This is a genomic window from Flavobacterium ammonificans, assembly GCF_020885975.1.
In the GTDB taxonomy this organism is placed as follows: domain Bacteria; phylum Bacteroidota; class Bacteroidia; order Flavobacteriales; family Flavobacteriaceae; genus Flavobacterium; species Flavobacterium ammonificans.
This window is the reverse complement of the sequence record NZ_AP025183.1, coordinates 835,514-859,270: the sequence shown is the minus strand read 5'-3', so window position 1 is coordinate 859,270 and position 23,757 is coordinate 835,514. Positions and strand designations below refer to the sequence as shown.

General features: G+C 35.0%; 19 protein-coding genes and 1 tRNA gene. 13 read left to right on the top strand and 7 right to left on the bottom strand.

What is annotated here, in order from left to right; all coding sequences use genetic code 11:
* Positions 1-278 precede the first annotated feature (278 nt).
* From LPC23_RS03725 to LPC23_RS03695, 7 genes are all read left to right on the top strand, one after another.
* Positions 279-1,637: a Kelch repeat-containing protein gene (locus tag LPC23_RS03725; RefSeq protein ID WP_229331188.1), complete on the top strand. Its 1,359-nt coding sequence runs from the start codon at positions 279-281 to the stop codon at positions 1,635-1,637.
* Between the two features lie 196 nt (positions 1,638-1,833).
* A complete protein-coding gene (locus LPC23_RS03720) occupies positions 1,834-2,322 on the top strand; it encodes a T9SS type A sorting domain-containing protein (RefSeq protein ID WP_229331186.1) in 489 nt (162 codons plus the stop codon).
* Positions 2,319-2,936, top strand: coding sequence for a hypothetical protein (locus tag LPC23_RS03715; protein WP_229331184.1), 618 nt, complete (start codon positions 2,319-2,321; stop codon positions 2,934-2,936). The genes LPC23_RS03720 and LPC23_RS03715 overlap by 4 nt, the downstream gene beginning before the upstream one ends.
* Before the next feature lie 10 nt (positions 2,937-2,946).
* A complete protein-coding gene (locus LPC23_RS03710; protein WP_229331182.1) occupies positions 2,947-4,767 on the top strand; it encodes a DUF7151 family protein in 1,821 nt (606 codons plus the stop codon).
* A gap of 67 nt (positions 4,768-4,834) precedes the next feature.
* A complete protein-coding gene (locus LPC23_RS03705; protein WP_229331181.1) occupies positions 4,835-5,143 on the top strand; it encodes a hypothetical protein in 309 nt (102 codons plus the stop codon).
* 16 nt (positions 5,144-5,159) lie between these two features.
* On the top strand, positions 5,160-7,943 hold the full coding sequence (locus tag LPC23_RS03700; protein ID WP_229331179.1) for an Ig-like domain-containing protein: 2,784 nt from the start codon (positions 5,160-5,162) through the stop codon (positions 7,941-7,943).
* Complete coding sequence (locus tag LPC23_RS03695) at positions 7,933-8,868, top strand: PorP/SprF family type IX secretion system membrane protein (RefSeq protein WP_338032156.1); 936 nt, start codon at positions 7,933-7,935, stop codon at positions 8,866-8,868. Before LPC23_RS03700 ends, LPC23_RS03695 begins: the two co-directional genes overlap by 11 nt.
* Before the next feature lie 52 nt (positions 8,869-8,920).
* Here LPC23_RS03695 and LPC23_RS03690 read toward each other — a convergent pair whose 3' ends face one another.
* Positions 8,921-10,609 carry a sodium/sugar symporter gene (locus LPC23_RS03690; protein WP_229331175.1) on the bottom strand — a complete coding sequence of 563 codons (1,689 nt, stop codon included), beginning with the start codon at positions 10,607-10,609 and terminating at the stop codon, positions 8,921-8,923.
* Between the two features lie 198 nt (positions 10,610-10,807).
* Between LPC23_RS03690 and LPC23_RS03685 the strand changes: the two genes are divergently transcribed.
* A complete protein-coding gene (locus LPC23_RS03685; protein ID WP_229326653.1) occupies positions 10,808-11,218 on the top strand; it encodes a DUF2452 domain-containing protein in 411 nt (136 codons plus the stop codon).
* Between the two features lie 2 nt (positions 11,219-11,220).
* Here the strand turns inward: LPC23_RS03685 and LPC23_RS03680 are convergent, their stop codons facing one another.
* The 5 genes from LPC23_RS03680 to LPC23_RS03660 all read right to left on the bottom strand — a co-directional run bounded on the left by LPC23_RS03680 (position 11,221) and on the right by LPC23_RS03660 (position 16,070).
* Complete coding sequence (locus tag LPC23_RS03680) at positions 11,221-12,516, bottom strand: DASH family cryptochrome (protein WP_229331173.1); 1,296 nt, start codon at positions 12,514-12,516, stop codon at positions 11,221-11,223.
* A gap of 171 nt (positions 12,517-12,687) precedes the next feature.
* Positions 12,688-14,223, bottom strand: coding sequence for a cryptochrome/photolyase family protein (locus tag LPC23_RS03675; protein WP_229331171.1), 1,536 nt, complete (start codon positions 14,221-14,223; stop codon positions 12,688-12,690).
* 6 nt (positions 14,224-14,229) lie between these two features.
* Complete coding sequence (locus LPC23_RS03670; RefSeq protein WP_229331169.1) at positions 14,230-14,367, bottom strand: DUF2256 domain-containing protein; 138 nt, start codon at positions 14,365-14,367, stop codon at positions 14,230-14,232.
* Complete coding sequence (locus LPC23_RS03665) at positions 14,333-15,841, bottom strand: cryptochrome/deoxyribodipyrimidine photo-lyase family protein (RefSeq protein ID WP_229331167.1); 1,509 nt, start codon at positions 15,839-15,841, stop codon at positions 14,333-14,335. Before LPC23_RS03665 ends, LPC23_RS03670 begins: the two co-directional genes overlap by 35 nt.
* Positions 15,842-15,990: 149 nt before the next feature.
* Positions 15,991-16,070, bottom strand: a tRNA-Leu gene (locus tag LPC23_RS03660).
* Between the two features lie 351 nt (positions 16,071-16,421).
* Here LPC23_RS03660 and LPC23_RS03655 point away from each other — a divergent pair.
* The 3 genes from LPC23_RS03655 to pth all read left to right on the top strand — a co-directional run bounded on the left by LPC23_RS03655 (position 16,422) and on the right by pth (position 18,759).
* A complete protein-coding gene (locus LPC23_RS03655; RefSeq protein WP_229331165.1) occupies positions 16,422-17,363 on the top strand; it encodes a ribose-phosphate pyrophosphokinase in 942 nt (313 codons plus the stop codon).
* Between the two features lie 27 nt (positions 17,364-17,390).
* Positions 17,391-17,996, top strand: a complete 606-nt coding sequence (locus LPC23_RS03650) for a 50S ribosomal protein L25/general stress protein Ctc (RefSeq protein WP_229326645.1) — start codon at positions 17,391-17,393, stop codon at positions 17,994-17,996.
* Positions 17,997-18,084: 88 nt separating this feature from the next.
* A complete protein-coding gene (gene pth / locus LPC23_RS03645) occupies positions 18,085-18,759 on the top strand; it encodes an aminoacyl-tRNA hydrolase (RefSeq protein ID WP_229331164.1) in 675 nt (224 codons plus the stop codon).
* Between the two features lie 10 nt (positions 18,760-18,769).
* On the opposite strand, the gene LPC23_RS03640 is transcribed toward pth, so the two are convergent.
* Positions 18,770-21,439: a zinc-dependent metalloprotease gene (locus tag LPC23_RS03640; protein WP_229331162.1), complete on the bottom strand. Its 2,670-nt coding sequence runs from the start codon at positions 21,437-21,439 to the stop codon at positions 18,770-18,772.
* A 198-nt stretch (positions 21,440-21,637) separates the two neighbouring features.
* On the opposite strand from LPC23_RS03640, the gene LPC23_RS03635 reads away from it, so the two are divergent.
* The gene (locus LPC23_RS03635) at positions 21,638-22,567 is read left to right on the top strand and encodes a bifunctional riboflavin kinase/FAD synthetase (protein ID WP_229331160.1); all 930 of its coding nucleotides are present in this window, start codon (positions 21,638-21,640) and stop codon (positions 22,565-22,567) included.
* Positions 22,568-22,643: 76 nt separating this feature from the next.
* Positions 22,644-23,729 (top strand): biotin synthase BioB, encoded by a 1,086-nt coding sequence (gene bioB / locus LPC23_RS03630; protein ID WP_229331158.1) that lies wholly within the window; start codon positions 22,644-22,646, stop codon positions 23,727-23,729.
* The last annotated feature ends 28 nt before the right edge of the window (positions 23,730-23,757 follow it).

The window sequence follows — 23,757 nt, the reverse complement described above, 5'->3', positions numbered from 1 at the left end:
AGAGTAATTTTGGCGGGTTTTTTATATTATTGTTTTGCCACGAAGGCACCAAGGTAGGAAGTGGATTGCTAGAAGGAACGACGAAGCAATCCAGCCAATGATTCGCAGATAAATTGAAAATTGTAATTGGTTTCTAAAGTTGCTATTTCAATTGATTAACAGGATTTTAGCAATAATAAAAATACAATAAAATACATTTTCCACTAATTTTTGTTTCATTCTATCAGATTATACTAGATATTTGACTATATTTCTTACATCTATGATTCCCTCACAACATGGTCAAAAAAAATATACTACTGCTGCTATTTTCCCTGCTGATTGCTACCACAAGTCAGGGGCAAAAATTGAAACGCTATGATGATTTGCTATTGTTCAAAGAGGCCAAATCAAAACAACCCATCATTATTATTAACGATTCTCTTGTATACAAAGGGAAACAGCTCATTCCATTTAAGCATACCGAATATCCGGATAAAATAAGCGAATACCTTCCCTTTGAAATAGGCACAAAAACCTATCTTGTACATAAAGGCTGTGGACCCGTTTTAGAGTTTAGAAACGATTCCATAGTTCGTATAGATCGTTCCTTTTTACACAAAAATCAATACCGATGTATTCCTTTTGTTTACAACAATGAGATCTACCTCTTTGGTGGCTATGGTATGTTTACTCATAAAAATATTATTACTAAATATGACTTTAAAAGCGGAGAATGGAATCAAATACAAACAAATGGGCTAGCCAAGCCAGAATCAAGAACAGATGCCTACAACTATAGAGATAATAACAATCTTTACCTATTTGGGGGGTTCACAGGTGATGATAGCGACATTTTGATAAGCAAGCCTGTACAGTCCCAACTCTGGGAATTGAATTTACACACTATGACTTGGTCGAGTATTGGTTCGTACAATGCTGATTTGTTAACGGCTTCAGAAAAGAAAGTTCAAATTAAAAATAAACTGTATTTAATTGATGCTTATATTATTGAAATAGATTTTACTAATAAGATCGCAAAGAAATATCAATTTAAAAATTACGAGTTGCTCAAACAACATTTCATAGTTGGCGATACTATTAATGGAATTTTTTCTACCACTGAAAATAAATACTATTTCAAAAAAACTACAATTGATGACTTGAAAGGAAAATACATTGGAACAGTTCCTTTTTTTGTTGAGGATAATACAACTTTTAATAATTATCTTATAATTGGATTCATTGGAATACTATTTTTGGGTTTGGTTATTATTGGCTATAAAAAAAGAATTCTTTCATTCCAAAAACCTTTCAAAGGAATTGTTTATGACAGCAATAAAGACCAGTTTTTATACAAAAGAAAAGTCATTATTCATTTTGAAGAAAATGAGAAAAAGATACTGCACTTTTTATTGGCTAATAGCAACCAATTTGTTTCCTTAAACCAATTGAATGGCCTGTTTGAAAACCCAGCTCAGCCTCAAACTGCTTCGGCTATCATTAAACGAAGAGAACAAGCCATTAATGGGTTGCTCAATAAAGTCTCTAAATTAACAGGTATACCGGAGAACAAACTACAGTTGGAACAAAAAAACATGGAGGACAAACGACTCAAAGACCTTCTTTTACTCCCAAAACTACTTAAAAAAGTATAACCTATAGTAGAAATGCATCAAGAAACGCCTTCAACAAGGCGTTTTTCTTATTTTTATATTGTTTTGATTATCAATTAGTTGTTCCTGTAAAAATAGTAGAAAATATGATTTCCAACGATATTTTGAAATGCTTAAATGAGTTAGGCTATTTTTAATTCGAACTGTCCCCGCATTTTCAATTTTACTAAAAACACGAATGAAAAAAACAATACTAGTAGTATTTCTAGCAATTAGTAGCACTCTTTATAGTCAAAACTTACAACGCCAAATGGTAACTGCTCAAGGTAATAGTTTTACCATTGCTAATGGAATGTACATATCTCAGTCTATAGGGCAGCAGAGTTTAACTGGTACTTCTCAAAAAAACAATCTTACTATTTCGCAAGGATACCAACAAAGTCTATGGAGCAATTATATTAAAACCAATGACGCTTCGATTATAAGTACAAAAACTTATCCCAATCCTTTCTTTGACACAGTCTATTTTCAATTTTCACAACTAATAAATACAAGCATTCAGATTACACTATTTGACATAACAGGTAAAATAGTATATCAAGAAACGAAAAAACCAAACGAAAAAATACTTTCTATTGCAAACCTACAACTACCATCCGCAACTTATCTAGTTCGTTTAACTGCAGATAAATTGAATTATTACACTCAAATCATACAATCAAAATGAAAAAACTATTTCTAATTATCAGCTTTTATATAATTTATCAAAATAGTTTCGCACAAGAAGTCTATTTCTATACAGGAAAAAATTTCACCACTTATTATTTTAAAAATTCTAGTGGGGCTTCTAACCCTAATTTAAAAAATGGATCAGGGAATTTTTATGAATTAGGTTATACTAAACCTCTTTCTAATGAAAAAATTAATTTAAATATTGGTTTAGCATTAAATGAGTACAATAGTGCAGGGGGAAATTTAACAAATAGTTATTATTGGGATACTAATTATCTGAGCATTCAATCTCGAATATCCTATTCAATTCTAAATAACAGAAATAATTTCGACATTCTACCTGTTTTTGGATTCAATCTTGGTACAATCATTAGAGGAAAACAAACCATCAACGGCACTTATTTTGACTTAACTAAAGAAAAAGAGTTTAGTGGTTTATTAGTAACTCCAAGCCTTGGTTTACAAGTAAAATATAATCTTGCCGCTGCTGGCTATATTAGTTTAGGATATAATTATTGTAAAGGAATCAATTTGTCTAACTCGACCGATCAAAAATTAGGATTTAGTTCTCATCAATTAGAATTTGGTATTCACTACGCCATTAATTAAACCTCAAAAAATGAAGAATTTTTATACTCTACTTATAATTTTGTGCACATTTTGGTCTCAAGCTCAAAATGGCATTACCTATCAAGCGGTTATCTTAAATCCAAATACAGAAGAATTGCCTGGTGCAGACAACTCCCGTTTGCCTTTGGTAAATCAAGATATTACTTTAGAATTTAAAATTCTTAATGCCTCTTCTTCATTAGACTACCAAGAAATCATCAATACACAAACTGATGAATTTGGAATGGTAAATGTTGTCATTGGTACCGGTACTCGAAAAGCTGGAATAGCAACTCAATTTAGCACCATCAATTGGGATGGTTCTGCTAAAAATTTAATTGTATCCCTAGATCCAAGTGGTCAGTCAACTCATTTTATTGAAATTAGCAACCAGCCTTTTACCTATGTCCCTTTTGCACTCTATGCTGCGCATACAGGAGTGACTGGAACACAAGGTCCTGCAGGCAACAATGGACTTGACGGGAAAACAGTCTTAAATGGAACAACTATTCCAAACGCTAGTATTGGGACCAATGGTGATTTTTACATTAATACCGCTACAAGTAACCTTTTTGGACCTAAAACAAATGACGTTTGGGGAAATGGTGTACCACTAGTTGGTCCGCAGGGGATCCAAGGAATTGCCGGTCCAACTGGTAGTACAGGACCACAAGGAATAGCAGGGATTAATGGCAGCAATGGACAAGATGGTTTGTCTGCTTATCAAATTTGGCTCAATGCAGGTAATACCGGAACCGAATCACAATTTCTAACCGCTTTACAGGGAGCTACTGGAGCTCAAGGTCCACAAGGAGTAGCTGGAATAGCTGGACCTGCTGGTAATACAGGACCACAAGGAATAACAGGGACTAACGGAGCCAATGGATTAGATGGAAAAACTATCCTAAACGGAAATCAAGACCCAACAAATAGCACGGGAAACAATGGTGATTTTTACATTAACACTACTACTAATACGTTGTTTGGCCCTAAAACTAGTGGGGCTTGGGGGAGCGGTATTGCTGTAGTGGGACCACAAGGTGCTGCGGGAACGAATGGGAAGAATACTTTGGTCAATACCACTACAGAAGCTGCAGGCGCTAATTGTGCTGATGGCGGAACCAAAATTGAAGTTGGACTAGACACTAATAACAATGGTAATCTAGATTTATCCGAAATATCAAACGTTAGCTACATTTGTAATAGTTTAAGCAACATAAATAATGGTAACATCGATAATCAATTATCTAATGTTTTTCTTTTAAACAATACATCTATTTATACAGTTCCTGTGGGTAAAAGTGCAAGGATATCAAATATATTAGCAAATGCTTCTTGGTTTAATAATATGGATAAAATTATAAGTATAAATGGTAATAATGTATACATAGGCACTACAAATAAAAGAACTGTAAATCAGAATGATGATATTATTATGTGGACCTCATTTTTAGTTGAAGGTGATTTTTGGTTCCCGAGCGGAACTACTATAAACATAACTTCCGTTGAAAATATAGGATTTTTATCAATTCAAGAAATTGATAATACAAATTTAAAATGTCACTTAATTACAACATCTACTACTGTTCCAATTGGCAAGAAATGGAAATTATCATCGGTCTTACCGTCACAAAATTTTATCGGTAGAAAAGAATTTATTATAAAGATAAATGGGAATTCGATATATGTTGGGAATTCAGAAGATTTTTATAATGCCAATGCATGGGGAGCAATGACTTTTGATTTGATGAAAGGAAATATTTGGTTGCCAGAAGGGACAGTAATTGAGCCAAGCACTAATCTTTATGGCATAAGTGTAATTGAATATTAACTCTATTTCAAAAATTAATCAAAACAAACAATTGAATTGCAAATTAAAATTATACCCTAATTAAAAAATGAAAAGAACAAAAGATACTATATCCGCTCCCATTTTTAACCATTTAACCTTAGGCAAAAGATCTTCATTTGATTATGCAATTGAGAATGGTGTATTACTACTTCGTTTTGGAAAAATGAATTATTTCTTAGCTGTTAAAAACGAAATTGTTGAAAGTGTTAAAGAACGAATTAATCAAGTCAATAAAACAGATAAAGAAATATACACTTTTCGAACTTCATTGTACAACCAACCCAAATGGCAAGAATGTCCTAACAATAAAATCTCAGTATATGTAGCTTGTTTACTGATACATCATAAAATTTAAAATACTCTCTACAAATATGAAGTTGAAACTAAAAACACTACTATGCATTAGCTTCCTTTTTACACAGTTAGTTTTTGGACAAAGTCTTAAACTTACCAATACGAATCAATACGTCAATATTGGTGATTTAGACATTACGGGGAATCAACTTACTGTTGAAGCTAAAATTTTCATGTCTTCAACTTCAGCCTATGCTATGAATATTGTTTCAAAGCATACTGACTCCTCCAATCTAAATTATTTATTACGTCCTAAAACTTTTGAAATTAGTACTAGCAATGGATTTTATTTAATGAACAATCCCTATGCTTTGGAATTAAATAAATGGTATCATGTTGCAGGCACTTATGACGGTCAATTTGTAAGGTATTATGTGAATGGATGCTTGGTAATTAAAAATCCTGCCACCGGGAATTTATTGCAAAATAATATAAACACTGGAATTGGAAATAGAACTTCAAACTTTCAAGAGTTTGAACAATTTTTTGGCTCCATTGATGAAGTGCGAATATGGAACGTTTGCAGAAGTGAAAACGATATTAAAAACAATATGAATACTTTACCAAATCCATCTACTCAAGTTGGACTAAAAGGGTATTATAAATTCAATTCTAATTTATTAAATGAGATAGCTAATATAAATCATGGAGCTGCTGTAGGTTCAATTCAATATGATAATGAAGCAACCTCAATTAACACTTTTAATTATACTGGTTATACTATACTAAGTTCAACCTGCAGTCAATATACTGTTGAATTATTGTCCAATGTAAATACTGCTCAATATTCGCTTAATGGCACCAATTACTCAACTTCTAATTCACTTACAATTAGTCCAGGAAATCAAAATATTTGGATACGAAGTCCTGAAGGATGTGTGATTCAAAGCGTTTTAAATTTACCCCCTATATCACTTACAACGCCTGCTTTTAATCAAATAGCGCCTATTTGTTCAGGTGGCACAATCAGTTTGCCATTAACTTCCAACAATGGGATAACAGGAACATGGTCTCCAGCTTTAAATAATACAGCTACAACAACCTATACTTTTACCCCAAATAATGGACAGTGTGGCTCCACTGCAACTATGACTATTTCAATACTTCCTGCTGTTGTAGCCCCTACAGGATCATCTACCCAATTTTTTTGCTCATCAACTACTATTTCAGATTTAGTTGTAACAGGAAATTCAATCAAATGGTATGATGCAGCGACAGGAGGTAATTTAATACCAAGTACAACTTCACTTGTAAATGGAAATACTTATTATGCTTCGGCTAGCTCGTCTTCTTGCGAAAGTTTAACTCGTTTAGCAGTTACTACTACGATTGAAAATATTCCAGAAATTACGGCTAGTGCAACTGAAGTGTGTATTGGCGATCAGGTAAATTTGAAAATAAACAACAGTTCACAATCTTTAAGTCAATTTCAACTTGCAAACCCTGATTTGATACTTTTTAAAACAATTGGAAGTCATTCTTATTTTTATAAAAATCAAGCAACTACTTGGCCAGGAGCCAAAATACATGGAGATCAAATAGGTGCTTCAATGTATATAATAAATGATGCCAACGAAGAATTATCAGTTTATAATGCACTCCCTTCAAGAGGAAATGACGGTATTCAATACTGGATTGGGCTGTACCAAGATTTATCTTCATCTAATTATTCCGAACCTTCTGGAGGGTGGAAGTGGGTTGATAATTCCCCTTTACAATACACAAACTGGTATACAGGAGAGCCTAACAATACAGAAAATTCAGAAAATTTTGGTCAAATAGAATGGAATGTATTTGGAATGAAGTGGAATGATGCCGGAGATCCTAGTAACAATTCTTGTGGTTGTACAACAGCTTTTCCTATTTATGAAATTGAAAATTTAGCAACTTATTCCTACTTATGGTCAACTGGAGAAACTACCTCATCCATAAATCCAAAACCTTTAGTAACAACTACCTATTGGGTAGATGTAACCACAAATGAAAGTACCTGTAGAAAAAGCATCACAATTACAGTAAAAAACACTCCAGCTCCAACGGGTGCTGCTAAACAACAGTTTTGCAATGATTCTACAATTGCTGCCTTGGCAGTCAATGGAACAGATGTTAAGTGGTTTGCATCCGCAACAGGAACTACAGCTTTAAATAATACTACCGCTTTAGTTAATGAAACTAACTATTTTGCTACCCAAACTATTGATGGTTGTGAAAGTACTAATCGTTTTCAAACTACTGTTTCAATAGTAAAGGTCCCAACACCCAAAGGAGATGAAATTCAAAAATTCTGTTTAGAAGAAAATCTTGTAATTTCAAATTTAATAGTAACAGGCAACTCCATCCTATGGTTTGATGCCCTTACTAATGGTATGACTATTGACAATGCAACACTTTTACAAGACAATACAACCTATTATGCAACAACTATAGATGCAGCAACTGGTTGTGAAAGTTTACAACGATTAGCTGTTAAAGTAGATCTTTTTAAATGTAATATAACTGCATACAACTTAATTACCATTAATGGAAATTCATTAAACGACCAATTAACCTTTGATGACATCTCCTATTTTCAAGATAATTCGGTGAAAATTTACAATCGATATGGAAAATTAGTTTGGGAAACTTCAGGATATGACAATATGAGTAACGCTTTTAAAGGCAAAGCTAATGTTTCGGGGGTGTATATGAAAGACAGCTTTTTACCCTCTGGAACCTATTTTTTCATTTTAGTTTACAATAATACATTTGTAGATAAACAAACCGAATTAACCGGTTATTTACAAATTGACAATGCCAATTAAGATGCAGAAAATTAAATCAAAATTTCTTTTTTTATTTATAGCATTTTGTTTTATGCGCTTATCTGCTCAGGCTGATTTTAAGTTATCTAATTTTAGCTTAACCCCTTTAGCTTACAACCCAGCTTATGCAGGAAGTAATGGTGGAATCAGCTTAACTAGCGTATATAGCTCGCAATGGATTGGATTTCCAGGCGCGCCAAAAACCATTCTTTTCAATGGTCATCAGGCAATTTCTGATGGATTAATGGGATTAGGCATCAATGCTGAACTCGACAAAAGAGGTGCTGAAGAAGAAACAAAACTAGTAGCTAACTTTGCGTATCACTTGGGCCTAGATGATTTTTGGCGTTTTTCTATGGGAATAAAGGCGGGGATTCAAAATTATCAGGTAGATTATAGTCTTTTATCAATTGAGAATCCTTCTGAATTCATTGCTGGTATTGGTCAACAAAAAACCTTTAATTACATTTTTGGCACAGGTTTCTATCTTCATAATGAAAATTTCTTTATCGGAGCAGCTATCCCTAATTTGCTAGCTCCATCTTTATTAGATACTAATAATTCTACCATTTCACAACAAGCATTAAATTATTATTTTAGTTCAGGATACAAAATTTACTCACATAAAGATTTCTACATTCAGCCCACTGTTCTTACTCGATTAGTAAAAGGCGCACCCGTTAGCACCTTAATAGCTCTAAACTTAAATATGAAAGATGAAATATATGCAAGTGCTAATTTTGAATTCAAATCATCAATTGGAGTTTTTGCAGGAATTCGATTGTACGAAAAATATTTAATTGGATATGCATTTGACAAATCAATTACAAAATTCAATTCTCAAAATAATGGGACTCACTCTTTATTCTTGAACTTTAATATCGATGGTAGAAATAACCGACCTTGCAGTTGCTATAGCTATTAATAAAAAAGCCCCTCTGTCTCCAGAAGGGATTTATAGTATTAAGAGTTATTGTCTACCAAAACTTCACATACAAAGCAAAAATTGTCAAGACTAATGCCACTATCAAAACAGTTGTTTGTGGTTTCATTCTGAACATCACTTTGTCCAATTCAAAGGCTTTTTCGTTGACTTTAGGTCCAGCCAAACTCACCAGAATCATTAACAGCATCGTGAAGATAAAAGACAAGCCCATGCAAATTAAGAAGGGTATTTCGTAACCGCCTTTGCCGTTAGGGTAAGCTGTGTACAACCAAGTATCGTTGCCAAACCAAGCCGGTGCCAGTTCGTTAAATACCACAGACAAGGCAAATCCTGCCAATACACCTACAACAGCTGCAGCACCTGTAGTTCGTTTCCAAAACATTCCTAAAATGAACATCGCAAAAACTCCCGGGCTAATAAAACCAGTGTATTTTTGGATGTAGGTAAATCCGCCCACACCTCCAATGCCTAAAGTATCGTTCCAAGTAAAAAGTACTGCCAATAACAAGGCTACAAAAACAGCGTATTTCCCAACGTTCACTTGTTTCGTATCTGTTGCTTCCTTTTGAATGTATTTTTTATGAATGTCTAAGGTGTAAATTGTAGAAATACTATTGACTTTTCCAGCCAACGAAGCTACAATCGCTGCGGTTAAAGCCGCTACTGAAAGTCCTTTCAAACCCGTAGGCAAGAAAGTTAAAATTGCCGAATATGCACCGTCTTTCCCTCCCACTAATTGTGGTAAATGACCTCCCTGATGCAACACATAAGCCGCAATTCCAGGCAAAATCACAATTAAAGGCATAAATAATTTAATAAAACCCGCAAACAAAATTCCCGAACGCGCGGTGTCTAAATCGGCACCCAAAGCACGTTGGGTAATGTATTGGTTACAACCCCAATAATTCAGATTAATAATCCAAATCCCAGCCAAATAGGCCATTACTCCTGGAATAGTTAGGTATTTATTAATTTCTTCTTGAGTCGAAGTGGCTGTTGGTTCAGGCATAATCATTTTGAAATGTTCTGGCGCCTGTTCCATCAATACCTGAAAACCAGCAATAGCATCGTGTCCAAAACCAAAATAATGACTTACCGTAGTCAAAGCAATATAAGAAGTTACCAATCCGCCAATCAGCAAAACCGCCACCTGAATCACGTCGGTATAAGCTACTACTTTCATTCCGCCAAGTGAAATTACTAAGGCAAAGGAAGCTAATCCAATCATGATAATATGCAAGTATTGGCCACCAGCCAAACCATTAATAGCAACAGCTCCTAAGTATAAAATCGAAGTCAAATTCACAAAAACATACAAAAACAACCAAAACACCGCCATAATCAAAGCCGTCGATTCGTTGTATCGTGTCTTCAGAAATTGGGGCATCGTGTAAATCTTATTTTTCAAATACACTGGTATAAACCAAATGGCAACTATCAATAAAGAGATGGCCGCAATCCATTCGTAAGCGGCAACAGCAATACCCAAAAAGAAGCCTTCGCCACTCATTCCGATAAATTGTTCTGCCGAAATATTAGAAGCAATTAAAGAAGCCCCGATAGCCCACCAAGTTAATTTACCTTCGGCTAAGAAATAAGCCTTGGCATCGTTTTCGTTCTTTTCGCGTTTGCGATAAATAACATATCCATAAATGGATACTACTAAAAAGTAGGTAATAAATACAATATAATCGGTTAATTCAAGGCTGTTTTGGTTCATAGTTTTTTTGGTTAAATAGCGGAAATAAATATAGTGGTTTTGGTTTAAATGATGTTGAATACCTATCAAATTCTTTCATTGCTTCAAATTATCTTATTTTATCCTAATTTTTTGTTTTGTTTAACCAATATAAAATTTGAAATAGTGTAATTTTGAACTCTTTAGCGATTCCCACATTAAAAACACGAACAACAAAGTATGGACAATAAAAAACCTGACAATATTGTATATTCTGAAGAGCAAGGATACAACGCAAGTTTACTTCCGTATGCTACGAGTGTGGGCGCACCCGTTATTACAACGGATGATGTTGTTGCTTGGAAATCCCGTGGAATTCATAGTGTCAACAAGGAATTTGAAAACAAATTTCAAGAGTTACAATCGGCATACCAAAAATTAATGGACGATTACAAATGGAATGAATTAGTCTACAACGCTAAATTTTCCTTCGAACCAGTCATTGGCGAAACCTATCATATGTATTTGGGTGATGATGGTATTGAATTTTTATCATTGATTGCACCCAATGAATGGAACAAAGAATTCATTGCTTCATTCAAACTCAATAGTGATAAAAAATGGGTGGTTTTAGAAACAAAAACCGACTAAACTTACTCGGTTAACCAAAGTTTTCTGAACGCTTTGTTTTTGTCATAATCAGTTGCTTGTTTCTCAATATTAAAGTAACGGTGTCCCCTTGGGTCATTACCAACTCCAGCTAAATAGGCCCAATTGCCCCAATTGCTGCACACATCATAATCGATTAATTGCTCTTCAAAATAGGCTGCTCCAAGTCGCCAATCCATATTCAATTCGTTACAAAAATAACTCGCTACGTTTTGTCGTCCTCTATTACTCATAAATCCTGTTTGTTGCAATTCGAGCATATTGGCATTGATAAAATCAGAAGCCGTAGTTCCATTGACCCACTGAGAAAGTAGTTTTTCGTTTAAAGATTTGGAGTTGCCTTTTTTTAATTTGATTCCCTCATACAAGAAAAATTTGGTTTGGTATTTCTTAAACATAAATCGGAAAAAATCACGCCATAGCAATTCAAAAACCAACCAATAAGTCGAATCATTAGCGCCAAATTGCATTTCGTATTTTTTAACTTCGGCATAAATGTATCGAGCCGAAATACAACCCATAGCCAACCATGGCGAAAATTTAGACGAATAGTCCGCACCTACCATTCCGTTGCGGGTTTCTTTGTAAGTTGACAAAGATTGTGTATTATAAAAATAATGCTGTAACCGCTGAATGGCCTCACTCTCTCCACCTTTAAATGCTAAAACAGCACGAGAATCGATAGTAGTTTTCGAAACGCCTAAGTCCTCTAATGTTGGTAATTCTATAGCAGGGATTTCAGGCGAATTAATTTGTTTTGGAGCTGTAAATGGTGGCCTAATTTCAGCATCCTTTTCTGTTTTTTTTCTGAAATTAGTAAATACATCCGGAATATTTTTGATAGAAAAAGGCAAATCTTCGGCATGGTATAATGTACTGGTACTATAAGTGTCCAATTCGCAACGCAATTTGAACAATTCCGTTTGCACTTTTTTCTCAGTTTGTTTTTCTTCAAAAGCTACCTCGCGCTTGGCGAAGACTTTTTGCGCTTTATATTCTTGAACTAATTTGGGAATTTCAACTTCAGGCTTACCCATTACTATGCGCAAACCTGAACCTAAAGTTCGCAATTTGGCATCTAAATCTTCAAGCGATTCCAATAAAAACTGCGCTCTAAAACTCCCCGTTTTTTTAAATCCGTAAACCGAAGTTTCAAAATGAGCTTCATCAAAACAATACACAGGAATTACCTTCTCGCTTTGAGCAATCGCTTTGACTAAGGTTTCATTATCTTCAATTCGTAAATCCGTTTTAAACCAAACTAATGCTGTCTTTATCATATAATTATATTTGTCTTTGATTTGCCAAGCTGAATGAACAACTCCTCCTAGTTATTGAAATTTAATGGTTCAGAATAGGATGCGCAAAGTACAAAATGAAAGATTTATTGCTAGTTAAGAGATTAAAAATTAACGTTTTATTTTGTTAACTTTAGCTACTTTAACTCGAATTTATAAGTTGTTAATATTCTTCAAATAAAAAGCGGCTTGTTCTAACAAAGCGGCTTTATCATCAGGTTTCATTTTGCGCCACACATTATACATCATACCAATTCGTGGATTTTTACCTAATTTGTCTTCATTTTTATCATAAAAATTCCAATACAAACTATTGAAAGGACAGGCTTTGTCTCCGGTTTTCACAGCCTTTTTATAAAAGCAACTTCCACAGTAATGACTCATTTTATCGATGTAAGCAGCCGAACTTACATAGGGTTTGGTGCCTACAATTCCGCCATCGGCAAACTGACTCATACCGCGCGTGTTTGTAATTTCTACCCATTCAATCGCATCGATATAAATGCCCAAATACCAAGCATCTACTTCATCAGGATGAATACCTGCTAAAAGCGCAAAATTCCCGGTTACCATCAATCGCTGAATGTGGTGCGCGTAAGCGTAATTTAAAGATTGATTGATTGCATCTTTCAAACAATTCATTTTGGTTTTTCCTGTCCAAAACCATTCCGGAAGTGAGTTTTCGTTATTGAAATAATTCATCGTGGCATATTCGGGCATTTTGTTCCAATAAATGCCTCGCATGTATTCACGCCAGCCAATAATTTGGCGCACAAATCCTTCCAATTGATGGTAGGCAATTGCTTCAGGACGATTTTCCCATTCCAATATGGCTCGCTGAATCACTTCCAAAGGAGAAATTAGTTTCACATTCATCGAAAACGAAAGTCGGGCGTGATACAACGACCATTCGTTAGGTGTCATTGCATCTTGGTAACTCCCAAAAAGTGCCAAACATTCGGTTGCAAAAAAATCGAGTAATTCTAGTGATTGCTTTCTGTTAATAGGCCAAACAAAATTTTCTGCATCGATGTTTCCAATGCTTTTGATATCTGTTTTTTGAATTTCTGAAACGATTTTGGTTACATCATTTTGGAAAACCAAAGGCGGAGTGGGTTTGTGATCTTTGGGTAATTTTTTTCGATTTTCGCCGTCATAATTCCATTTGCCCGTTAAAGGCTTGTCACCTTCCATCAAAATGTGGTGCTTTTTACGCATCATATGGTAAAAACTCTCCATTAAAAAGGTTTTTTTACCTTCGAAAAAATCACCTAATTCGTTTCTTGAACTCATAAAATGCTCCGAATCGCAAACTGAACTTGTAATGGAAAGCGACTGACACAAATTTTTCAGCTGTTCGTCCAATCGGTATTCGTCTGGGAATTGGTATTCAAAATGGGTAAACTGTTCTTTCTCTATTAATGATTTGATGTTTTTCTCAAACGATTGTAAATTATTGCCATCATTCAAACGAATATAAATTACTCGATGTTGTTGCGATTGTATTTCGGCAGCAAATTCTTGCATCGCCGAGAAAAAACCAACTATTTTCTGAATATGATGCGTGGCATAATCCGTTTCTGTTCGAATTTCCATCATGACATAAGTCACCGAATCATCAATGGTTTTGAACCAAGAATGATTGCTGTTCAATTGATCTCCGAGAACTAATCGTAACGTTTTTGACATCTTAATTTATTTTTTTCCTCTGCATTTATCACTACAGTATTTTACTTCGTCCCACACTTTTTCCCATTTTTTACGCCAAGCGAATGGTTTTTGGCAAACAATACAGGTTTTAGTCGGTAGGTTTTGTTTTTTTACTCCTCGCATTTTTAGGTTTATTGGGGTTACTCACGTGTTTTTGCAAAATACGTTTTCCTTCTTGTTTGACTTCGTCTTTTTTTCGAAAGCTCCAAACGATGTCGCTAGCATACTTACGAGTTGCTTCAATATCAACAATAGGAGCTGGATAGTCTTTCCCAATGGTACAATTGTAAAATTGCTGTTCCATTTCATTCATTTTCCAAGGTTCATGTAACAAATGCACGGGCACTTCTGCTAATTCGGGGAGCCATTGTTTAATGAAAATTCCATCAGGATCATGCTCTTCTGAATTTTTAATCGGACTGTAAATTCGTATCGTATTAATTCCCGTGGTCCCAGATTGCATTTGAATTTGAGGATAATGAATTCCAGGTTCATAATCTAAAAATTGCCTTGCCAAAAAATGCAATTCACGCCAATCTTGCCATAAATTAAAAGTGAAAAATGACACCACCATCGCACGCATTCTAAAATTGATATAGCCCGTTGCTACCAAACATCGCATACAAGCATCGACAATTGGCACACCCGTTTTTCCTTCTTGCCAAGCTTTGATGTAGGTCTCATTTTTTGGTTTTACCAAAGAATCATAGGCACGGTTGGCGTTTTCAAATTCCATTTCGCATTCGTCTTCAAATTTTTGAATGAAATGGCAATGCCAATGCAAGCGCGAAACAAAATTGAGAATGGCGCGTTTGTTTTTGGATGCTTCATAATGCTGATTGGTATATTGATAAATCATCCGCATACTAATGTTTCCATAAGTCAAGTAAGGCGACAAGCGACTGCAGCCTTTTCTACTCAAGGCCGGTTTGGAAATGTGTTTGCTGTAATTGACATAACGTTCTTTAACAAAACTATCCAAATAACGCCAGGCCCAATATTCGCCACCTCGTTGAAAATTTTTGTTAGGAGTAGTAATTTCAGTTGATAAATCGGCTCCTTTTATTTGGTTGTAAAAATCAGGATCTAATTCAACCGTTTTTAAATCAGATTCTTGTATGATTTTTGGAGTATCTCGCATGACTTGTTCCCAGCGTTTGTCCCAATCTTGTCTTGATTTTAATCTGCGAATGACACCGTGCATTTGAAATTCTCTCCAAATGATGTCATTGGAATCAAAAAACGCTTTCATTTCCAAATCGCGGTCGTAGGTTAACTTATTTCCGATTTCTTGATGGGAGAAAACACTTTTTACCTCATATTCCTGAATTAATTTGGAAAAAACAGTTTTGACTTCGTCATGAAAAAAATAGATTTTTGCTTTCGACGGCGCTAATTTTTTATTCAAATCCTGAATAGATTCGTAAATGAATCGCCAATGGCGTACATCCGAATCGGGATAACTCATAACGCTAGGTTCAAAAAAACAAATGAATAACAGCGGCACACCCGATTGATGCGCATGAAACAAGGCTTCATTATCCACCAAACGAAAGTCGCGTTTGAACCAAACAATATGTAGGGACTGTTTTTTCAAGAAAGAAAAATAGATTGATTTTTTGTTTAATTATTCTTTAAAAATAATAAACAAATGTACTGTTTTTCGTCTCACAAAAAAGTAAAAAGTGAATATCAATTAGAGAAGTTAGCAAAACAAAAAAGCCTCTTCTTTCGAAGAGGCTTTTGTACCCGGAGCCGGAGTCGAACCGGCACGGTTTCCCACAGGTGTTTGAGACCAGCGCGTCTACCAATTCCGCCACCCGGGCAAATTATAGCTTCGAAATTTCTGATTTATTTTTAAAAAAATAAAAGCAAAACAGTCATCCGGGCTTAGCAGACATAAAATAACAACAGTTATTTTAACGCAATAAAAGAAGAGTTTAATACAAAATCAAGCCTCGATTCCTTTAACACGGTGCAAATGTAAAAAATAAAATTAAACGTGCTACAAAAAATACTTAAATTTTTCCTTTCAGAGTTGGATAAATTTTATAAATTTGCAGCTCGTTAAAACACAGCTAACTAACTAACTACAACCGAGGCGTATAAAGTAGCTACAACTATTATAAAATTAATAGTCTAACTATAAAAGGGTCACGGACTAATAAACAATACGAATGTCGCACCACGAACCAGAAGCTAAAATTTTTGCATGTTCAAAAAGTGTATACCTAGCAGAACAAATTGCGCAAGCATATGGAGTGCCACTAGGAAAAGTAATTACCTCAACCTATAGCGATGGTGAATTCCAGCCTTCTTATGAAGAGTCTATAAGAGGATTACGTGTATTTATAGTTTGTTCGACTTTTCCAAGTGCGGACAACTTGATGGAATTGTTATTAATGATTGATGCGGCTAAACGTGCATCAGCTAGACATATTACTGCTGTCATTCCTTACTTCGGTTGGGCAAGGCAGGATAGAAAAGACAAACCAAGGGTGCCAATTGGAGCTAAATTAGTAGCCAACTTATTGGATGCCGCTGGAGCAACTAGAGTAATGACTATGGATTTACACGCAGATCAAATCCAAGGTTTTTTCGAAAAACCAGTAGATCATCTTTTTGCTTCAACCATCTTTTTACCGTATGTGAAAAGTTTAGGTTTGGAAAATTTAACGATTGCGTCTCCTGATATGGGAGGTTCAAAAAGAGCCTACGCCTACTCTAAATTTTTAGAATCTGACGTAGTAGTTTGTTACAAACAAAGAAAAGTAGCCAATGTAATTGACACTATGGAGTTGATTGGAGAGGTGAAAGGCAGAAACGTAATTCTAGTAGACGACATGATCGATACTGGAGGAACTTTGGCGAAAGCCGCAGATTTAATGATTGAAAAAGGAGCCTTGAGCGTAAGAGCGATTTGTACTCACCCAATCTTATCTGGAGAAGCCTACGAAAAAATAGAAAACTCAAAATTAAGTGAGTTAATAGTTACCGATTCTATTCCGTTGAAGAAAAAATCGGACAAGATCAGAGTGTTGAGTTGTGCACCTCTTTTCGCAGAAGTAATGCACATGGTGCACCACAACAATTCCATTAGTGGAAAGTTTATTATGTAATATTTTTAATAACTATATTTTTTTACAATGAAATCAATTACAATCAAAGGATCAGAAAGAGAAAGCGTGGGCAAAGTAGCTACTAAAGCCTTACGTAATGCTGGAGCGATTCCTTGCGTTTTATACGGAGGAGATCAACCAGTTCATTTTTCAGCAGAAGAAAAAGCATTTAAAAACTTGGTTTACACTCCAAACGCACACACAGTTGTGATTGATTTGGGTAAAGGAAAATCATTCAATGCAATTTTGCAAGACATTCAAGTTCACCCAGTAACTGACAGAATTTTACACATTGACTTCTTCCAATTGTTTGACAATAAAGAAATCACTATGGAAGTTCCTGTGAAAATTGTTGGTACCTCTAAAGGTGTTCTTGCAGGTGGTGTTTTACGTTTGAACACTCGTAAATTAAAAGTGAAAGCTTTACCTAAAAATCTTCCAGATTTTGTTGAGGCTGACATCACTCCACTTGAAATGGGTAACAAATTGTATGTTACGAAATTAGTTTCTGACAAATACAAATTAATGCACCCAGACAATACTGTAGTTTGTCAAGTAAGAATTTCTCGTGCGGCTATGAAAGCGGCTCAAGAAGCTGCAAAGGCTGCAAAAGCACCAAAAGGGAAAAAATAATTTTTTTTCAATCATATGAAAAAGCATCAGTTCTACAACTGGTGCTTTTTTTTTGGTTGATTCTTTTAAATAAGTTTATTTTTGCAGTATGATTCAATGGATAAAACAACTGTTTGCCTCTAGTAAAACAGTAAGTGATACAGATAGTAAGAAACCGGAGGTTCACGAACACACAAATAACAATATGAAAAGCGTGAGTAATAAATTTTTAATTGTTGGGCTAGGAAATATCGGAGCCGAATATGTCAATACACGTCATAATATTGGATTTAAAGTCTTGGACTTTTTGGCTAAAAAGGAAAATCTTTCTTTTGAAACGGTAAAATTAGGCACTCTTGCCGAGTACAAATTTAAAGGGCGTACTTTCTTTTTGTTAAAACCCAACACTTACATGAATTTAAGCGGGAAAGCGGTTAAATACTGGATGGATAAAGAAAATATTCCTTTAGAAAATATATTGGTAATTACCGATGACTTGAACTTGTCTTTTGGTACCATTCGCATCAAACCCAAAGGAAGTGATGGCGGGCATAACGGACTCAAAAACATCAATTTAATCTTAAATACTCAAAACTATACTCGTTTCCGTTTCGGAATTAGTGACCAATTCAAAAAAGGACAACAGGTGGACTATGTATTAGGCGAATGGGATGAAGAAGAAAAAGCTAAACTCCCTGAACGACTTGAATTAGCAGCCGCAATTATACAATCTTTTGGAACTGCTGGTCTAGAAAACACTATGACTAGCTTCAATGGAAAATAAGAACCACTAATTACTCGATTACTATTTTCTTGGTTAATTGTCTTGGACCATCTTTTACTGTTACAATATAGACTCCCGTTTGAACATTGACTAGTTGGATTGTTTCATAAAAAATGGTAGTACTAAGGAATTGTTTTTCGTAAATTTTTCTTCCTAGTAAATCATGTACCATAATTGTTTTTTCTGCGACTTGATCGCTTGTAAAAATAACATTAAATTCTCCTTGATTTGGATTTGGATACACTAAAACTGAGCTTAAATCTATTTCAAATGGAGCGATCGGAGTAAATGCTTTGGTGCAAATGGTTACAGAAGCTGACTGAATAGACCCACTATCTCCACTAAACAAATCTCTGGCTCTGATGGACCAATTTCCGGAAGGATTACTATCATTTAATACATTTAAAGGATCTATTGGAACTACATTTTGCAGCAGCGAAGAGGTGCAATTAAGTTCTGTTCCTTGGTCATCAAAATTAAGTTTCAAACTAGAATTAGTATCTCCACATTTGTTTTCTAACAGTTTTATTACTCTCCTTTGCGGACTTATTAATTCAATATGAACGTCTGAAATATATTCATGACTCAATTCTACTTTTACATTAACATCAGAAACCATTGACGAGTTAACTGGAACTGAAATTGTTCTAGTTAACGGAGTAATAGACTCTGGTATCTCGAATGGCGTAGGAAAATCGTAGGTGCTACATGTGGTAACAGAAGAGTATCCTATTGCAAAAGACTCTTTATTTACGGCGTAAAAAATTGAGGATACCGGTTCAATTAAGAGTCTGCAATTTTTACCAACAATTCCTTTAGGAACTACTATTAATTCTGAACCATCGTTTGGAGTATTTGATTTTAAAACAATCGGAAATGTTTGACCACCATCTATTGATAATTTTATATTGACATGAGAAGCTCCTGGCAACTTCATAGTGTTATTTACAGCCCATGTTATGGTTTGAAAACTAGAAGCAGGCCATGACAAATCAGCTTCGCTTTGCGATAAAAATTCAAAAGGACCTGTAGTCGCATCAACCTGAACTTTCATAGTGTCTGAATTAGTCTGTGCTACATTACCTAAAGCATTATCTCTAACTGTTAATGCTAAATTTAATTCTCTTGAAATGTCTACAACAGATTCCCACTTTGATGTTAAAACTGAATTTAAAACATTCGAAAATGAAGGAAAAAAACGAATTGGAGATGAAGAGGGATAAACGGATCTAAAAAGGGGTCCGTTTTCTTTTGTTGGAAATGCAACGCTAGAACTTCCAGAAGTATTGATAGCAGAATCTATTTGTTCCCAACAATAGCTAATGCTATCTCCATTTGGATCTGTAGAGGTTCCTTTTAAATAAAATGGGGTGCTTTTTGGAATTACATAATCAGGACCAGCATTTACTGTTGGAGTCTGACTAGACAAAGTGGTAACTACGGGACAACTTTTAGCGGAAAGATTAGTTAAAATTTGTTCGATGCTAACTTTAGAAAAATAATCGTCCGAATTCAATTGAACGTTGTAATCTGTTAACCCAGCATAACCCATTATAGTGGAACCGCTACCTGGTTCAACACTAACCCCAGTACCTTCTATTTCATGAGAAAAAGTATGATTAGCACCTAATTGATGACCGATTTCATGCGCTACAAAATCTATATCAAAGCTATCTCCCTCGGGTTTACCATCTGAAGGCGAGGAATAGCCACTGCCTTTAGCTAAATCATTCTGTGATTGTGGATTTTGACAAACACATCCTATACAGCCAGCATTTCCACCGCCACCTGAAGCGCCTAGTAAATGTCCAATATCGTAATTTGAATTTCCGATTTTTTCAGAAAGATCTCTTTGAAGCTGCATATTCCAAGCGCCTTGAGCGCCAATATTTGCAGGCGAAAAAGGATCAGTCGCGGCATTGGGATAAATTAAAATTTCTGTATTGGGAATTAAATTTAAATGCAATGCTAAATCTTTATTAAAAACTCCATTTACTCTTGTCATGGTTGCATTCATAGCCGCCAAAGCTTGTGGCACTCCTCCAAAATGAGCAGTGTACTCTCCTGTACATGCGAGTGCCAAACGAAGTGTTTTGAACATACCGTTAGAAGAAACAGTCTTTGATGATAGAGACCGTATCGGTTTAGCCATTGATTCAAAAGAAGTGCAAATTAAACGTGCCTCCGATTCATTATCACGACTTGAAAAAATAGTATAAATGGATTGCGGAATGGAATACCCTTCTATAAACTCGGAGCCAGAATTAGCGCGAAGTATCATAGACTGAAATCCATAGGGTGAAAAACTAAAATGAATAACAGCTGTTTTATCACCACTACTTTTACCCGAAAAAGCTCTGATTTCTGGATATTTTTCTTGTAATTCAGGAGCAAAATTAGATAATTCTTTCACTACAAATTGTTCTAGGTCTCCATTGGAATTAGGAAACTCAATTAGTACGAAATCACCTTTCCTTTTATGAGACAAAACTTCTAATGAGGTCTTAAGTTGCTCTTGATCTAAATAAAACAGCAACTTACTCTTCCCTGACGGAGTAGCTCCAGCATCGTTTTTTAGCGTAAAATCGGAACTAGGGACTCGTTTCCATGGAGAAACAACTTGAGCATTTACAAGTGTATAAAAAGTAAATAAAAAGAATACAATACAATTTCTTTTCATGGATTTGGAAGCTTTGGATGACCAAAATTAGCTTATTTTAACGGAATTAAATTAGGGAGCTATATAATTTTTCACATAATAACTATTTTTTTTAAACTTTTGATTGATAGTTTAAAATTTCAGACAAAACCAACACGCATTGCTTCAAAATTTCAAATAGATTAACGTAAATTTGCAATCAAAATAAACGAAAAAATATTGAAAATTTTTCATTCCATACACGATTTTGAATCAGATAAGAAAACCATTCTTACATTGGGCACTTTTGATGGTGTGCATATTGGACATACTGCAATTCTAAAAAAATTGATTCAAAACACTCATAATGGAGAGTTTGAAAGTACCGTTCTCACTTTTTTCCCTCACCCTAGAATGGTATTACAAGGAAAAACAGATTTGAAATTATTAAATACCATTGATGAAAAAATAGGGTTATTTGAGAAAATAGGGATTGAAAATTTAATCATCCATCCTTTTGATGAGGTTTTTTCTCAATTGACTGCTGAAGAATTTGTCAAAACTATTTTGGTTGACCAATTGCATATTCAGAAAATAATTATTGGCTATGATCATCGTTTTGGAAAAAACAGAACCGCTAATTTTGAAGATTTAGAAGCGTTTGGTAAAAAATATGGTTTCGAAGTCGAACAAATATCAGCACAAGAAATTAATGCAATTTCGATTAGCTCAACCAAAATCAGAACTGCACTCGAAGAAGGAGAAATTCATCTCGCTAACGATTATTTAGGTTATGATTATGTTTTTAGCGGAACCGTTGTAAAAGGAAAACAATTAGGGAGAACCATTGGGTTTCCAACAGCCAATATTCAATTAAGTGAAGATTATAAACTAATTCCTAAAAACGGCGTTTATATTGTGCAAGCACTTATTGAGGAAAAGGCAGTTTTTGGGATGATGAACATTGGATTTAATCCAACCGTTGAGGGCAAAGAGAAAACGATTGAAGTACATCTATTTGATTTTGAATCAACCATCTACGACCAAAAAATTACCGTATCTATTATTCATCCTATTCGGTCAGAACAAAAATTTGAGTCGGTAACATTACTAATCCAGCAACTTCAAAAAGACAAAGAGTATTCGTTACGCTATCTTAGCGGATTATAAATGGTGGATTGGTGTGAGATAATACCATTGCTTGTTTGAAACTATTTGATTACTTTTGATACATAAAATTATACCCATGAGCATTACAAAACACGATTGGACTAAAGAAGAAATTATAGCGATTTACAATAGACCGTTAATGGATTTATTGTATGACGCAGCCACTATACATAGAGAAAATCACGATCCTAATGTAGTTCAAGTTTCTACACTATTATCCATCAAAACGGGTGGTTGTTCTGAAGATTGCGGATATTGCCCTCAAGCAGCACGCTACAATACCAACGTTGAAGGGAATGATTTAATGACTGTTAACCAAGTAAAAGCGCAAGCATTAAATGCTAAATCTGCTGGATCATCTCGCGTTTGTATGGGAGCCGCTTGGCGTAATGTAAAAGACGGACCAGAATTTGACCAAGTGTTAGAAATGGTACGTACCATCAACAAATTAGACATGGAAGTATGTTGTACTTTGGGTATGATTACCGAAAACCAAGCACAACGTTTAGCCGAAGCGGGTTTATATGCTTACAACCACAATTTAGATACCTCTGAAGAATATTATAAAGAAGTTATTTCGACACGTGGTTTTGAAGACCGTTTACAAACGATAGAGAATGTTCGTAAAACTAACGTTACCGTTTGTAGCGGGGGAATTATCGGAATGGGAGAAAGTATTGAAGACAGAGCCGGAATGCTGGTAGCTCTTTCCACATTGAATCCTCAACCCGAATCAGTGCCAATTAATGCTTTGGTTGCTGTAGATGGAACTCCTTTGGAAGATGAAGAACCGGTTGAAATTTGGGAAATGATTCGAATGGTAGCCACAACTCGAATTGTAATGCCTGAAACTCAAGTGCGTTTATCAGCAGGAAGAACGAATATGAGTCGCGAAGGCCAGGCGATGTGTTTCTTTGCTGGTGCCAATTCCATCTTTGCAGGAAATAAATTATTGACTACGCCTAATCCAGATGTGAATGAAGACATGAAAATGTTTGAATTACTAGGATTGAAACCACAAAAACCATTTACAAAAATGGTACAACCGCCAACGGTAGAAGCCGAAGATTCTCAATTTGTTGCCTTAGGCGAAAAACCAAAATGGTCTCGTCCAGGACACAAAATCGAAAGAAATTTAGAGGCCTCTATAAAAGGAAAATAAAAATGAATTGCAACTATATAAAAGCTTC